This is a genomic window from Martinezella rhizogenes, assembly GCF_007002745.1.
Lineage (GTDB): Bacteria > Pseudomonadota > Alphaproteobacteria > Rhizobiales > Rhizobiaceae > Agrobacterium > Agrobacterium cucumeris.
This window is the reverse complement of sequence record NZ_SGNY01000008.1, coordinates 18,652-32,375: the sequence shown is the minus strand read 5'-3', so window position 1 is coordinate 32,375 and position 13,724 is coordinate 18,652. Positions and strand designations below refer to the sequence as shown.

11 protein-coding genes and 1 pseudogene are annotated in these 13,724 nt (G+C 60.4%); all 12 read right to left on the bottom strand.

Annotated features, from left to right (window positions below; translation table 11 throughout):
- Positions 1-120 precede the first annotated feature (120 nt).
- Positions 121-1,050: a sugar ABC transporter substrate-binding protein gene (locus EXN68_RS20705; RefSeq protein ID WP_142842647.1), complete on the bottom strand. Its 930-nt coding sequence runs from the start codon at positions 1,048-1,050 to the stop codon at positions 121-123.
- Between the two features lie 371 nt (positions 1,051-1,421).
- Positions 1,422-2,864 (bottom strand): M20 family metallopeptidase, encoded by a 1,443-nt coding sequence (locus EXN68_RS20695; RefSeq protein ID WP_142842646.1) that lies wholly within the window; start codon positions 2,862-2,864, stop codon positions 1,422-1,424.
- Between the two features lie 127 nt (positions 2,865-2,991).
- Positions 2,992-4,536, bottom strand: a complete 1,545-nt coding sequence (locus EXN68_RS20690) for an ABC transporter substrate-binding protein (protein WP_161991422.1) — start codon at positions 4,534-4,536, stop codon at positions 2,992-2,994.
- Positions 4,537-4,572: 36 nt separating this feature from the next.
- Positions 4,573-5,409, bottom strand: a complete 837-nt coding sequence (locus EXN68_RS20685) for a serine hydrolase (protein WP_161991421.1) — start codon at positions 5,407-5,409, stop codon at positions 4,573-4,575.
- Between the two features lie 13 nt (positions 5,410-5,422).
- Positions 5,423-7,057 (bottom strand): ABC transporter ATP-binding protein, encoded by a 1,635-nt coding sequence (locus EXN68_RS20680; protein WP_142842643.1) that lies wholly within the window; start codon positions 7,055-7,057, stop codon positions 5,423-5,425.
- Positions 7,054-7,872 (bottom strand): ABC transporter permease, encoded by an 819-nt coding sequence (locus EXN68_RS20675; protein WP_142842642.1) that lies wholly within the window; start codon positions 7,870-7,872, stop codon positions 7,054-7,056. Before EXN68_RS20675 ends, EXN68_RS20680 begins: the two co-directional genes overlap by 4 nt.
- The gene (locus EXN68_RS20670) at positions 7,869-8,813 is read right to left on the bottom strand and encodes an ABC transporter permease (RefSeq protein WP_003511005.1); all 945 of its coding nucleotides are present in this window, start codon (positions 8,811-8,813) and stop codon (positions 7,869-7,871) included. The genes EXN68_RS20675 and EXN68_RS20670 overlap by 4 nt, the downstream gene beginning before the upstream one ends.
- Positions 8,814-8,993: 180 nt before the next feature.
- The gene (locus EXN68_RS20665) at positions 8,994-9,899 is read right to left on the bottom strand and encodes a LysR family transcriptional regulator (RefSeq protein WP_110757939.1); all 906 of its coding nucleotides are present in this window, start codon (positions 9,897-9,899) and stop codon (positions 8,994-8,996) included.
- 103 nt (positions 9,900-10,002) lie between these two features.
- Positions 10,003-10,947: an isoaspartyl peptidase/L-asparaginase family protein gene (locus EXN68_RS20660; RefSeq protein WP_142842641.1), complete on the bottom strand. Its 945-nt coding sequence runs from the start codon at positions 10,945-10,947 to the stop codon at positions 10,003-10,005.
- 44 nt (positions 10,948-10,991) lie between these two features.
- Positions 10,992-11,162 (bottom strand): annotated as a pseudogene (locus EXN68_RS20655) (hydantoinase/oxoprolinase N-terminal domain-containing protein); the annotation flags it as partial.
- Positions 11,163-11,231: 69 nt separating this feature from the next.
- On the bottom strand, positions 11,232-11,942 hold the full coding sequence (locus EXN68_RS20650; RefSeq protein ID WP_142842640.1) for a ribonuclease activity regulator RraA: 711 nt from the start codon (positions 11,940-11,942) through the stop codon (positions 11,232-11,234).
- 56 nt (positions 11,943-11,998) lie between these two features.
- Positions 11,999-13,723, bottom strand: a complete 1,725-nt coding sequence (gene araD / locus EXN68_RS20645; RefSeq protein WP_142842639.1) for an L-arabinonate dehydratase — start codon at positions 13,721-13,723, stop codon at positions 11,999-12,001.
- Between the last annotated feature and the right edge of the window lies 1 nt (position 13,724).

Below are 13,724 nucleotides of genomic sequence, written 5' to 3'. Positions count from 1 at the left end.
TGAATTCAATGAAATTATATTCTCTGCATCAGCCCGCAGGCTGCGCCTTCAGTTGCCGTCCGGGTCCGGCATCTGCTCCCGATATTATTTCAATCGAGCGCAAATGCCGGAACGGGATCGTCAGTTCTTGGCCACGTAATCCTTGACGTTCTCAGGCGTGACGAGCTGGAAGGGAATGTAGACCTTCTTGTCGACCTTGTCGCCCTTGACGAGCTTCAGTGCCGCATCGAGAGCGCCCTTGCCCTGACCAGCGGCGTCCTGGAACACCGTCACATCAAGATCGCCGGCGCGCATGGCGGCAAGCGCGTCCTGCGTGGCGTCCACACCGGCAACGACGTAGTCCTTCATGTCCTTGCCGGCGGATTTCAGCGCCTGAATGGCACCAATGGCCATTTCATCATTGTTGGCGATGACCGCGTTGAATTCGACACCACTGGAGAGCCAGTTGGTGACGAGGTCGGCGCCCTGCGTGCGCTGCCAGTTGGCCGTCTGCTCTTCAACCACCGAAATACCCTTGCATTCATCGGTTTTCAGAACATCGTGTACGGCCTGTGTGCGCATGCGCGCGCCCTGGTTGGAAAGCTCGCCCATCATGACAACGGCTTTGCCTTTACCACCGAGAAGGCGGCAAACTTCCTTGGTTTCCAGCGTACCGGCCACGGTTTCTTCAGATGCCACGAAGGCCTGACCTTCCGGCAGGCTGTCCACGTTCACCGGCTGGCGGTTGACGTAAACCAGCGGGATCTTGGCTTCTGCCGCAAGTTTCGACATGGCCGCCGTCGCGTCGGTATCGACCGGGTTGACGATGATCGCATCAACCTTGGACGCGATGAAATTCTGGATCTGGCTCTGCTGCTTGGCAACGTCGTTCTGCGCGTCTTCAACCTGCAGGGTAACGCCCTTCAGTTCCTTGGAGTAATCCTGCATGCCGTTTCGCAGCACGGTCAGGAAGTTGTCGTCGAACTGAGCCATCGAAACACCGACGGTTTCTGCATGTGCCGCCGTGCCCAGAAGCACAGACATGGCTGCACCAATAATAAGCTTCTTCATTGTTTTCTCCTCCACAGTGTCCGGCGCCACCTCTCCCAGCCGGAAGCGGACCCGAAAGCCCGCCGCTATCTCCACATTCAGAAAACGGAATAATGAAACCGATTTTCTGCTGTTCGATATATTTATTCCATTTTTGGTTCGAACGTCAATGTTTTCTTCGCAGCCAGGCGACGAAGCGGCACACAAGGCGGTGATGATGGGAGATTAAGGAAAACGGAGCTTCCTCCCCGCCCTTGCGGCGAGGAGAGATAAGCCGTTGAAATCATGGATCCCCGGGGCAAGCCCGAGGATGACGCCAAGTTTGATGGCAGGTCGAATTCAATCGCAAGCTCGCATATCATCCAGCGAAAAGGATGCTGGAACGGTACGTTCTATCTGTGCGAACTGGGCATGACATCTGCAGGAATCGGGCAGACGTAATCGCTGCCTTCGGTTTTTTCCTGCCATTCCTTCTTTGCACTGGCGAGCAGTTCCGGCGAGGTCATCAGCGCAAGCCCGGTCGATGCAAGCGTCTTGGCGGCATGCGCCATGGCCTTGTGAGCGGCGGGGCTTTTGCCCTGCGCTACCACCTGCCAGGTATGCGGATTGGTCCCGATCGCCCAGGCCGGCGTCCAGCACTGCGCCGTCGGCGTGATCCAGCTGACGTCGCCGACATCGGTGGAACCCGCCCGGAAATGCGACTGGCCCTCGAAAGCGCGCAGGCCGAGATGCAGGGGCGTCGAACCATCAATCATCCGGTTGGAAAAAACATCGCCCTTTATCTGGTAGAGCCGGATGCTGCTTTTGATCGCCTCGTCGGTGAAAGTATCCTGAATGCTCTTTGCGAAAGCAATATCCGCTTCGTCGAAGGCGATGGGGCCGAGCGTCACCATGTTTTCATGCATCGCCGTTTCCAGCGTGATGTTAGGCAGAAGGTTGGTGGACGCGGTATCGAAGACGATCTCAACCTCGGTCTCGGTCATCATCGCCGCGCCGCGCGCCACCTTGTCCACCCGTGCAGCAAGATCGAGCGCCTGGCGCATTTCCGGGGCGCGGATCAGGTAAAGCACTTCGGCCTTGGCCTGCACAACATTCGCCGCCTTGCCGCCGGTATCGGTGATCGCATAATGCACCCGGCAATCCTGCGGCATGTGTTCGCGCAGGAAATTGACGCCGACATTCATGAGTTCGGCGGCATCAAGCGCCGAGCGGCCGAGATGGGCGGCGTTGGAAGCATGGGCCGCAACACCCTTGAAACGGTAGAAATATTCCAGCACGGCAAGATTGTTGGTGGAACGCACGCCGTTGAACGGTGCCGGATGCCAGGTCAGCGCCGCGTCGACATCATCAAACAGGCCAGCGCGCACCATGAAGGTCTTGCCGGAACCGCCCTCCTCACCGGGGCAACCGTAATAACGCACGGTGCCGGGCAGATTATTGGCTTTCAGATGCCGGGCGAGCGCAATGGCCCCCATCAACGAGCCGACACCGAGGAGGTTATGGCCGCAGCCATGGCCGGTGGCGTCCGCCTCGCGCGGCTGCACCTGCGCCACATCAGCCACCTGGCTCATGCCGGCCAGCGCATCGAATTCGCCGAGGAAGGCAATGACCGGCTTGCCGCTGCCGAATTCGCCGATGAACGCCGTTTCCATGCCTGCCACGCCGCGGCGAACCGCAAAGCCGTTTTCCTCAAGCGCGGCGGCGAGAACGCCAGCGGATTGCCGTTCTTCAAATTTAAGCTCGGCAAAATCCCAGATGCTGTCGCTTAGGGTGGTGAAGTCGGGCTTCATGGCCTCGACCTCGGCGGCAATCGACATCACGGCATCACGGTTCATGGCTTGTCCTCGCATTTCCGCCCTTTACGGGCACGCGCAAGCGCTTCGGCGGATGCACCGCCAAATCCTTGCACCCTATGATGGAAAGCCCGCGCCGGGGTCCGCCTCCGGCGCGGGCAACAGTGGATCAGTTGTCGACCGAGACTTCCCAGAGACGGGCGTTCGACTGCCAGACCGGCTGACCCTTGAGCTTCTTCGTGGCACCCCAGACATCGACCATGTCGTAGAGGAAGATGCCCGGCATTTCCTTCAGCATCAGCTCATGGAACTCGTCGAAAATCTTCTGGCGCTTTGTCTGGTCGGCCTCGACATAGGCCGCCTTCATCAGCTCGATCGCCTTCGGATCGTCCCACATCAGCGAGGCGTTCTTGTCCTTGTTGCCGACATAGAAGGCATACATCAGCGCCGGATCGAGACGCGGGGCGACCGACTGCGAGATCACCTGATAATTGCCGGAGCGACGGCGATCGACCTGAGTGGCATAATCCAGCACCTCGATCTGCACGTTGAGACCCGCCTGCTGCATCATGGCCTGCGCCATGACGGCGGCCGGGAAGCTCGGCACGTTGCCACGCTTGTTGGCGATGATGGAGATCGGCTCGCCCTTGTAACCGGCGGCCTCCAGTTCCTTCTTCGCAGCCTCGATGTCATAGGCCGGACGCTTTTTCTGGGTCTCGTCGAAATAGACCGAGTCCTGCGAGACCATCGAGCCGTTGGCTTCACCCGTGCCGTTCGATGCGGCAGCAACCAGTTCATCGAGATCGAGCGCCATCGCCATGGCGCGGCGCACGCCTGGATTGCTCAGAACCTTGTCGCGGGTCTGGATGTAGAACAGGTTCTTGCCGTTGTTGCGGGCAACGATGAGCTGCATCTTGTCATTGGTCTTGAATTCCGGAATGAGATCGGGAGAAATCTCGGCCGTGTCGAGCACGCCGGATTCAAGGCCGGCCTTCACGGTCGAAGCATCAGGAATGACCATGAACTTGATGCCGTCGGCCAGCGGCCGCTTGGAGCCGACCATGCCATCAGGCTTGCCGTCATTTGCCGGCGAAACATAATCGGCGAATTTGGCGAGGCGGATATATTCGCCTTTTTTCCACTCGTCCCACTGGAACGGCCCGGTGCCGATCGGCTTGACGAAGCTGCCATCGGCAGCAACCGATTCCGGCGAGATCATACCGGTATAACCGCATTCCGGCCGCGACATCAGGCCGAGGAAAACGGCCGAGGGTTTTTCAAGCGTGATCTCGACCGTGGATGCATCCGTGGCCTTGACGCCGGTGACGTGCGCTGCCCCGCCTTCCGCGAAATCGTTGAGGCAGGTCCATTTTGTTTCCGGCTTCAGATAACGTGTCCAGTTCCAGGCAACATCCTCTGCGGTGAGCGGCTTGCCATTGTGGAATTTCACGTCCTTGCGCAGCTTAAACGTATAGGTCAGGCCGTCAGGCGCAACCTCGACGCTTTCGGCGAGAAGCGGCTTCACCTCTCCGGCATTGTTATAACCGACGAGGCCTTCGACGATGTGCAGGATAACCCCGTCCGTATTGCCGTCGCGATTCACGCCGGGATTGTTGCTGCGCAGATCCGAGCTTTGCGCAATGGTGATATCGCGGGCCGCCGCGATGTTGGCCGTTACCAGCAGGGCAACGCCTGCGAGAAGAAGTTTTTTCACTGTTCTACCCTCTTTGTTGTCGTTGATTGTAATTGATTAAAAACCGTCCCAGCAGGCCTGTGCCAGCCGGCCGATCGTCTCAAGCGCGATGGTGTATCCCGGCGTGCCGTCAGGCATGGTTTGCGGAACCTCATCGGTATAGGTGGTGATGATGAAGGACGGTGCGCCGTTTCTGTAGACGATGCCGGCATCCATGCGCCCTCGTTTGCCGCGGCCACTCTTGCTGGCCACCACGGCCTCGAAAGGCAGGCGGGAGCGAATTCCATACCGCAAAATCTGGTTTTTCAGCGTCTGCATCGCCCACTCGCACAATTGCGGGCTGCAACCGAGCTTTGCCTGCGCTTCCGGCGAAGATTGCGCATCGAGAATGGTCTGCAACAGCAGCACCTGATCCGCCGCCGAAGTGGTGGTGACGGTCTTCAACGGATGGTCGGCCGCCAGCGCCAGCGGCGGGATGAGGAAACGGTGGTGGGTATTGGCCATGCCGAGCGATTTGCAATAGCCGTCCACCTCTTCCAGCGTCAGCCGTTCCAGCACCATCTTGGTGCAGACATTGTCGCTCAGCACCATCATGCCGGCGACGGCATCGCGTAGCGAAATGACGATACCCGGCGTCATATAACGGAACATGCCGCTCGCGACCTCTTCCGCCAGCCGTTTTTCATAGGTAATGGGCTGGTCGAGATCGATCCGCCCTTCGCTGGCGGCCTTGAGAACGGCCATCATGATCGACGTCTTGCGGGTGCTGCCCGATGGCGTCTCCTCGTTTTCTCCCCGGCCGATCTCTTCACCGGTCAGGAGATTGCGCACCATGAAGCACGTCACGAAAGGCTGTGCATCACAGATCGCATTTAATTGGGCAGCCACAGTCATTGTCATCTTCCTGTTAAACTTCATCTTCCAGACGCCATTTCAGTGTCACGCCGCCCTTTTCATTCTGGTCGAGGGCGGGAATGGCCGAGAGCAGCCGGCGCGTATAGGCCTCCCTCGGACTGTCGAAAATCGTGTCGCGGTCACCCTCTTCGATGATGCGGCCGTCCTGCATGACGACGACACGGTCGGCCACCTGCTCCACCACGCCGAGATCGTGGCTGATGAACAGGCAGGAAAAACCGTAACGTTTCTGCAGATCGGAAAAGAGATCGAGCACCTGCGCCCGCACCGTCACGTCGAGCGCCGAGACCGGTTCGTCGGCGATCAGGAACCGCGGACGGCGGGCAATAGCGCGGGCAATCGCCACGCGCTGGCGCTGGCCGCCGGAAAGCTCATGCGGATAACGGGCGGCAAAATCGGCGCCGAGCCCCACTTCCTCCAGCGTTTCCAGCGCCCGCTTGCGCTTGGCGGCCTGGTCGAGGTCAGGCACGAGGCGCAATGCCTCCTCCACCAGCGCCTGAATGGTCATGCGCGGATCGAGCGAGGAATAGGGATCCTGAAACACCATCTGGCAGTTGAGGCGATAATCCTTCCAGTCCTCGTTGCGCTCGCGGCCCTGAAAGCGGATATGCCCTTCGCTTTCCTTGACGAGCCCGGCAATGGTGCGGCCAAGCGTCGTTTTGCCGGAACCGGAACCACCGACGAGCGCCACGACCTCGCCCTCATGAATATCGATGCTGACGCCATTCAGCGCCCGCTTCGGTTTGGCTTTTTTCAGCAGGGATTTGCGGCCGGCATAATCCACAACGATATCGCGGGCCGAAACCATTGGCGCCTTGGAGGTGTCGATACTGCGCGGCTCACCACGAAACGGCAGGGAGGAAAGAAGTTTCTTCGTATAGGGGTGCTGCGGCGCGTCCAGCAGGTCCTCGGTACGGCCCTGTTCGACGATCGTGCCTTTTTCCATCACCACGATGCGGCTGGTATAACGTGCCACCATCGGCAGATCGTGACTGATGAGGAGAACGGCAGTGCCTTCCGCCCGCGTCAGCTCCACCATCAGTTCCATGACATCGCGCTGGATGACCGCGTCAAGCGCCGTCGTCGGCTCATCGGCGATCAGCAAAGCCGGTTTCAGCAACATGACCGAGGCCAGCATGATGCGCTGGCGCATGCCGCCGGAGAACTCGTGCGTATAGGCCGTCAGCGCACCTTCGGGATCGCGGATGCCGACCCGGCGCAGCATGTCGAGAATTTTCTCGCGGCGCTCTTCCGGCGACAACTTCGTGTGAAGGATCAGCCCCTCTTCCAGCTGCCGGCCAATCGTCATCGATGGGTTGAGGGAGGTCATCGGCTCCTGAAACACCACGCCGATCTCCGCGCCGCGCAAACGCCGAAGCTCCCTCACCGGCAGGGACATGACGTCCTGCCCCTTGTAGATGATCGACCCGCCGGTGACGGCGATGGCCGGCGGCAGAAGCGATATGAGCGCGCGGGTGGCAAGCGTCTTGCCCGAGCCGCTTTCGCCGACGATGCCGAAGATTTCACCCGCAGCAATATCGAAGGAGACATCCTTGACCACCCGGTGGCCGGTTCTGGCGACTTCGAGCGAAAGGCCGCGAACAGTGAGAAGTGTATTGTCTGTCATTTGAGACCTCTCATGCGCGGGTCAAGCCTGTCGCGAAGGGCATCGCCCAGAAGATTGATGCCAAGCAGCGTCAGCGCGATGCAGAGACCGGGGAAAAGCCCGAGCCACACGGCCTGCTGGATGAAGGGCCGGCCGGCGGCCAGCATGTTGCCCCAGGTGGGGGCCGGCGGCGGCACGCCGAGGCCGAGGAAGGAGAGCGCGCTTTCCGACAGGATGGCCCAACCGAACATGGAGGTGGCAAGAACCGTGATCGGCGCGATGCAATTGGGCAGGATGTGGCGGACCATGGTGTAGATCTCGCCATTGCCCATCACCAGAGATGCCTCGATGAATTCCCGCTCGCGCAGAGAAAGCACGGCACCACGCACCACGCGGGCCATGGATGGCGTATAGGCGATGCCGAGCGCGAAGATGATGCCATACTGGTTTGCGCCGAAAACCGCGAGCAGGCCGAGCGCCAGCAGAATGCCTGGGAAGGCCAAGAGCGCATTGTTGATGGCCATGATGACGCCATCCACCCAGCCCCGCGCATAACCGCTGACAAGGCCGATCAGCGTGCCGAAGATTGTCGCGAAGCTGACCGTCAGGAAGCCGATCCAGACACTGGCCCGTGCGCCAACCATCAGTCGGCTCAAAACATCGCGCCCGAATTCGTCGGTGCCGAGAAGATGGCTGGCGCTTGGGCCGGCCAGACGCGAGGCAAAGCCGAGCTTCATCGGGTCATAGGGGGTCCAGAACAGACCGGTTGCGGCAGTGATGAGCAGGAGGGCGATGAGAAAGCCGCCGATAAGCCCGTTAAGTGTGAACTTTTTCATTCGGCAACCACACGCGGATCGAAGAGGGGATAAAGAAGGTCGACGAACAGGTTGACCAGCACATAGGACAGCGAAACGAACAGCAGGCAGCCCTGTATGACCGGATAGTCACGGGCAAAAATACTGTCGACCATCAGCCGTCCGAGGCCGGGAATAGTGAACACCGTCTCGATGACGGCGATGCCGCCGAGGAGATTGCCAAGGATGAGGCCTATCATCGTCCAGGTCGGGCCGAATGCGTTCTTGAAGGCGTGCCGCCAGAGCACGGCGCTTTCCGAAAGGCCCTTGGCACGGGCATGGGTAATGTAATCCAGCCGCAGCACTTCCAGCGTCGAGGCGCGCGCCATGCGGATCAGGACACCCATTTCGTGGATCACCAGCGTCATGACGGGCAGGACGAGATAAAGCATGCCACCAACAAGATTATCGCTGATCGACACATATCCCAGCACCGGCAGCCAGCCGAGCTTGAGGCCGAAAAACAGAAGAAGCAGCAGGCCCAGCCAGAATGTCGGGATGGACAGAAGCAGGGTTGCCGTTCCCACCAGCGCAAGATCGGTCAGGCTGTTCTGTTTCCAGGCGGCGATAACACCCGCCGGAACCGCAATCAGGCTGGCGAGCAGCACGGCGACCACGACGATCTCGGCGCTGACGAGAAAACGCGACACGACCAGCGGCAACACCGCTTCGTCATTAACGATGGAGCGGCCGAAATCGCCCTGCACCACATTGCCGGCCCAGATGACGAATTGTTGCGGCATGGACTTGTCTAGGCCGAGTTCGGTCCTCATGGCTTCGATCTGTTCCGGTTGCGCCATGTCGCCCAGCATCAGGGCAGCCGGATCGCCCGGAATGAAGCGGATGAGCGCAAAGACCGTGATCGACACGAATGCGATCGTCGGCAGCGCCATCAAAAGACGGCTCAGTATGAATCTTATCATCGGTTCCCCACGATTGATGGCCGGGAATGACATCCCGCCTCTATCGGTTTCGTTGCTGGTGACTATGACGGATTGAGAAATATCACGCAATATTATGCGTAAATGTCATATGTCTATGCAGAATGGCGGCGCGTTTCTTCCTGATGAGGACAATGAGATTTTCCGCCCAAAATCCCGTTTTCAGTCGATTTTTTGCGAAAGCTGGATTTCCCGCTTCAGGGCATCGCTCAGTGCCTGCGCCGCGATGGACAAGGGCGCACCGGAAGCGCGGGCAAGACCGAATTCCTGTGTGGCCTGCGGGACGAATGGCCGGGCGACAACGGGAAGGTGCCGATAGAGGTTAGCATAAAAACTGCTGATGATCGTTACCCCCAACCCGTGCGCCACATAGGCGCAGGCGGAACTATTGGTATGGGTCTCGATCTTCACCATCGGCTTGACGCCAGCCTTCTTGAACACCTGATCGAGCGCCATACGGTTCGGCCGCTGCCGGCCGATCAGGATGAGCGGAACATTGCGCAGATCCTTGACGGTGATTTCGGTGAGTTCAGCCAGCGGATGATCCTCCCGGACCACGCAGACGCTTTTGCCGGTCGCAACACGTTCGACATCGATGCCCGGCCCAATCTCGCCTTCCATCCGCAGGAAACCGAGATCGATCACCCGCTCACCCACCAGCTTGTTGATGGCGGTAGTCGTCTCGAAGAAGGTTTCGATACGCACGCCGGGAAAATCCCGGACATAATCGATCAGCATGGCGGGCGCGAAATTTTCCCACATGCTGCTCGGCAGGCCGATGCGAACGATTTCCGGGCCGGCGGCACCATTGCGCAGATCTTCGGCGTGGCCGGACATGCGATCGACGGCGAGCAGCACGTTTTCGGCATCACGGGCAAGAAGTGCGGCTTCCGGCGTCGGAATGAGCCGCCCTTTGTCACGGGCAAACAGTGTCAGCGACAGATCCGATTCGAGCTGCGCCAGAAGCCGGCTGACACCGGACTGGCTGAGACCCATGGCCTTGGCCGTGGCAATGGTCGAGCCGGTGGAAAGAAGCGTGCGCAGGACTTCGAGCTGCTTGATGTTCATGAGGCCAGCACCATGGATGAAAAACGAGCCGGTATCGGTTCAAACCTTTTGCCGCCGATAGCGCTTCCTGTCACCGGTTTTTTATCCTACCCGCGACAGCGACCTACAATTTCACCTCATAGACCGTGTCATGGGTGGCCACGCGTGCCTCGCCCGATGGCGTCACCCAGCCGCGGAACATGCCGGATGTATTATAGGGCGCGGATATGCCGCCTTCGGCATCGATCGCCACTAGCCCGGCACCGATATCGTAGGGAGCCAGATCCTTGTGCACGAGATTGCCGGCGGCGGTCTCCAGATCTTGCCCAAGATAAGCAAGGCGGGACGCGATCTCGTGGCCGACAACATAACGGATGAAAAACTCGCCCTTGCCGGTCCCGGAGACTGCACAGGCGCCATCCCGCGCATAGGTGCCAGCGCCGATCACCGGGCTGTCTCCCACCCGGCCGTCCGGCTTGTTGGTGTAACCGCCGGTCGAGGTGGCCGCAGCAAGATGCCCCGCCGCATCGCGCGCCACTGCGCCGACAGTCCCGTGCTTTTCGTTTTCAGTCGCTTCCGTGCCTGTGGCGGCGTGGCGCTTCATCGCCGCCAGTGCCTCCACGCGCTTTTGCGTGGTGAAGTAGGATTGAGGCTCGGTGGCTAGCCCCTTTTCCCTGGCGAAGCGGTCGGCCGCCTCACCCGTCAGATAGACGGCACGTTCATCGACCATCAGCGCACGCGCCGCCTTCACCGGGTTGCGGATGGCACGGGACGCGCTGATCGCGCCCGCCGCCAATGTGGCACCGTCCATGATGGATGCATCGAGTTCGTGAATGCCGTTTTCGTTGAGTGCGGCACCATGCCCGGCATTAAAATGCGGGCTGTCCTCCATGACAACGACCGCCGCCTCGACCGCCTCAAGCGCGGTTCCGCCAGCCTTCAGCACGCCGTAGCCGGCACGCAGCGCCGCTGCCAGATCATCGCGCGCAGCAGCCCACTCCTCAGACGTCATGCTGTCTTCCGGCATCACGCCGCAACCACCATGAATGGCCAGTGCGATCTTCGTCATGTGCTCACTCCTTCGTCACCCCACTCCGGCAGGGCCTCTTACCATCAATGAGAGGCGATATCGCCGATGACCCGTACGCGCACCCTGCGAGCACCGCCCGGCAGATAGGCGATCGGGATGTCCTGCACCTCAAGCGTCTTGAGGCCTGCCCGCTCCGCGCCAGACGCAACGGCTGCGTTCTGCGCCTTGGTCTCGGCTTTTGCAAGCAACTGTTCCGCAAGCTGGATTGCAAACGCCGCGCGGAGGCGATCCGCGCGGCGAAAGTACTGGGCTGACTGTAAGGCTCAGCGGTTGTTTTTCTTGCGCCATTCGGCAAAAGCCGTCTGGTGTTCTTCCTTGGTGCAGGGGTAAAGCCCGATGATCGTCTGGCCGGCCTTGACCTGCTCCACCACGAAATCCTCATAAGCCGTCATTTCCACCGCCTCGGTGGCGATCTCATCGGCAATGCCGGCGGGAATGACGATGACACAGTCTGCGTCGCCGACGATGATGTCGCCGGGAAAGACAGGCGCATCGCCGCAGCCGATCGGGCCGTTGATCTCAATCGCCTCATGTTTGGTGAGGTTGGTCGGGCTGGAAGGCCGGGTGTGATAGGCCGGAATATCCAGTTCGGCGATGGTGGCGGCGTCGCGGAAACCGCCATCGCTGACGATGCCGGCACCGCCACGCACCATAAGGCGCGTTACCAGAATATCGCCGGCCGAGGCGGCGCTCGCATCCTTGCGGCTGTCGATCACCATCACATGCCCCGGAGGGCAGGTTTCGATTGCCACCCGCTGCGGATGGGCGGGATTGCGAAATTCGACCAGCTGGTTGCGGTCCTCGCGTGCGGGCATATAACGCAGCGTAAATGCCGGCCCGACCATGTTCGTGCCCTTGTAGCCGAGCGGATGTACGCCCTGTATGACCTGGTTTCGCAGGCCACGCTTGTAAAGCGCTGTCGCCAGGGTGGCGACGGAAATGGTTTTCAGCTTGTCGCGGGTCTCTTGGTTCATCCCGGTCTCTCCTGTCATTTTATATCATTGGCGAGGGCTCTGCCCCGCTCATGGCTTCAATAAATATCCGGCTCACCAGCGGCGCGGCCGAAATCGGTCTGCAGGAAGTCAAAATCGCACCCCTGATCAGCCTGGCTCACATGTTTGGAAAAAATATAACCGTAGCCGCGCTCATAGCGCGGCGGCGGCGCCTGCCAGGCGGCCCGGCGGCTGGCGAGCTCCTCATCGCTGACCAACATGTCGAGGCGGCGCTGCGGCAGGTCGAGCCGCACGATATCGCCTGACTTCAGCAAGGCGAGCGGTCCGCCGATGAAACTCTCCGGCGCGACATGCAGCACGCAGGCACCATAGGAGGTGCCAGACATACGGGCATCGGAGATGCGCAACATGTCGCGATGGCCTTTCTTGATCAGCGCCTTGGGGATCGGCAGCATGCCCCACTCTGGAAAACCGGGGCCGCCGAGCGGACCGGCATTGCGCAGCACCAGCACATGATCCGGCGTCACATCGAGATTTTCATCGTCGATTGCCGCCTTCATCTCGGGATAGCTGTCAAAAACCAGCGCCGGGCCTTCATGGATGTGAAATTTCGGATCGCAGGCGGCGGGTTTGATGACCGCACCATCAGGACAGAGGTTGCCGCGCAAGACGGCGAGTGAGCCTTCCGCATAGACCGGATTGTCGAGCGAACGGATCACATCGTCATTATAAACCTTCGCGCCCTCGAGATTTTCACCCATGCTGCGGCCGGTCACCGTGAGAGAAGAGCAGTCAAGCCGGCTTTCAAGCTGCTTCATCAGGGCGCGCAAACCGCCCGCATAATAAAAATCCTCCATCAGATAGTCTTTGCCCGAGGGGCGAACATTGGCGATGAGCGGCGTGACACGGCCAAGCTCGTCCAGCTCATCGAGCGTCATCGGCACACCGGCGCGGCGCGCCATGGCGATGAGGTGGACAACCGCATTGGTGGAGCAGCCGGTTGCCATGGCAACGATGGCGGCATTGCGGAATGCAGCCGCCGTCAGAATACGATCCGGGGTCAGATCCTCACCCACCATTTCCACGATGCGGCGGCCGCAGCCTGCCGACATGCGCTGGTGTTCGGCATCAACAGCCGGAATGGAGGATGCGCCCGGCAGCGTCAGGCCCAGCGCATCGGTAATCGCCGTCATCGTCGATGCCGTGCCCATGGTCATGCAGACACCGGCGGAACGGGCGATGCCGCCCTGCAACCCACGCCATTCCTCGTCACTGACATTGCCAGCCCGGCGTTCGTCCCAATATTTCCAGGCGTCAGAGCCGGAACCCAGCACCTTGCCGGCATAATTGCCGCGCAGCATCGGCCCGGCCGGCAGATAGATCATCGGTACGCCGGCTGAGATCGCGCCCATAACAAGGCCGGGCGTCGTCTTGTCGCAACCGCCCATCAGCACCACACCGTCAAGCGGATGCGAGCGGATCATCTCTTCCGTCTCCATCGCCAGCATGTTGCGATAGAGCATCGAGGTCGGCTTGGTGAAACTCTCATCGACCGAAAGCGATGGCATTTCCACCGGGAAGCCGCCCGCCTGCAAGACACCGCGCTTCACATCCTTCACGCGTTCGGGAAAATGCGAATGGCAGGTGTTCAATTCGGACCAGGTGTTGAGGATGCCGATGACGGGTTTGCCGACAAAATCCTCCTCCGCATAACCGAGCTGCATCATGCGTGAGCGGTGGCCGAAACTGCGCAGGTCATCGGGTGCGAACCAGCGGTCGGATCTCAATTTTCTGTCGGTCATG

Bases quoted from the DNA above. Each gene is read 5' to 3' on its own strand.
- EXN68_RS20705 (WP_142842647.1), bottom strand. From the start codon at position 1,050: ATGAAGAAGCTTATTATTGGTGCAGCCATGTCTGTGCTTCTGGGCACG.
- EXN68_RS20695 (WP_142842646.1), bottom strand. From the start codon at position 2,864: ATGAACCGTGATGCCGTGATGTCGATTGCCGCCGAGGTCGAGGCCATG.
- EXN68_RS20685 (WP_161991421.1), bottom strand. From the start codon at position 5,409: ATGACTGTGGCTGCCCAATTAAATGCGATCTGTGATGCACAGCCTTTC.
- EXN68_RS20680 (WP_142842643.1), bottom strand. From the start codon at position 7,057: ATGACAGACAATACACTTCTCACTGTTCGCGGCCTTTCGCTCGAAGTC.
- EXN68_RS20675 (WP_142842642.1), bottom strand. From the start codon at position 7,872: ATGAAAAAGTTCACACTTAACGGGCTTATCGGCGGCTTTCTCATCGCC.
- EXN68_RS20670 (WP_003511005.1), bottom strand. From the start codon at position 8,813: ATGATAAGATTCATACTGAGCCGTCTTTTGATGGCGCTGCCGACGATC.
- EXN68_RS20665 (WP_110757939.1), bottom strand. From the start codon at position 9,899: ATGAACATCAAGCAGCTCGAAGTCCTGCGCACGCTTCTTTCCACCGGC.
- EXN68_RS20660 (WP_142842641.1), bottom strand. From the start codon at position 10,947: ATGACGAAGATCGCACTGGCCATTCATGGTGGTTGCGGCGTGATGCCG.
- EXN68_RS20650 (WP_142842640.1), bottom strand. From the start codon at position 11,942: ATGAACCAAGAGACCCGCGACAAGCTGAAAACCATTTCCGTCGCCACC.
- araD (WP_142842639.1), bottom strand. From the start codon at position 13,723: ATGACCGACAGAAAATTGAGATCCGACCGCTGGTTCGCACCCGATGAC.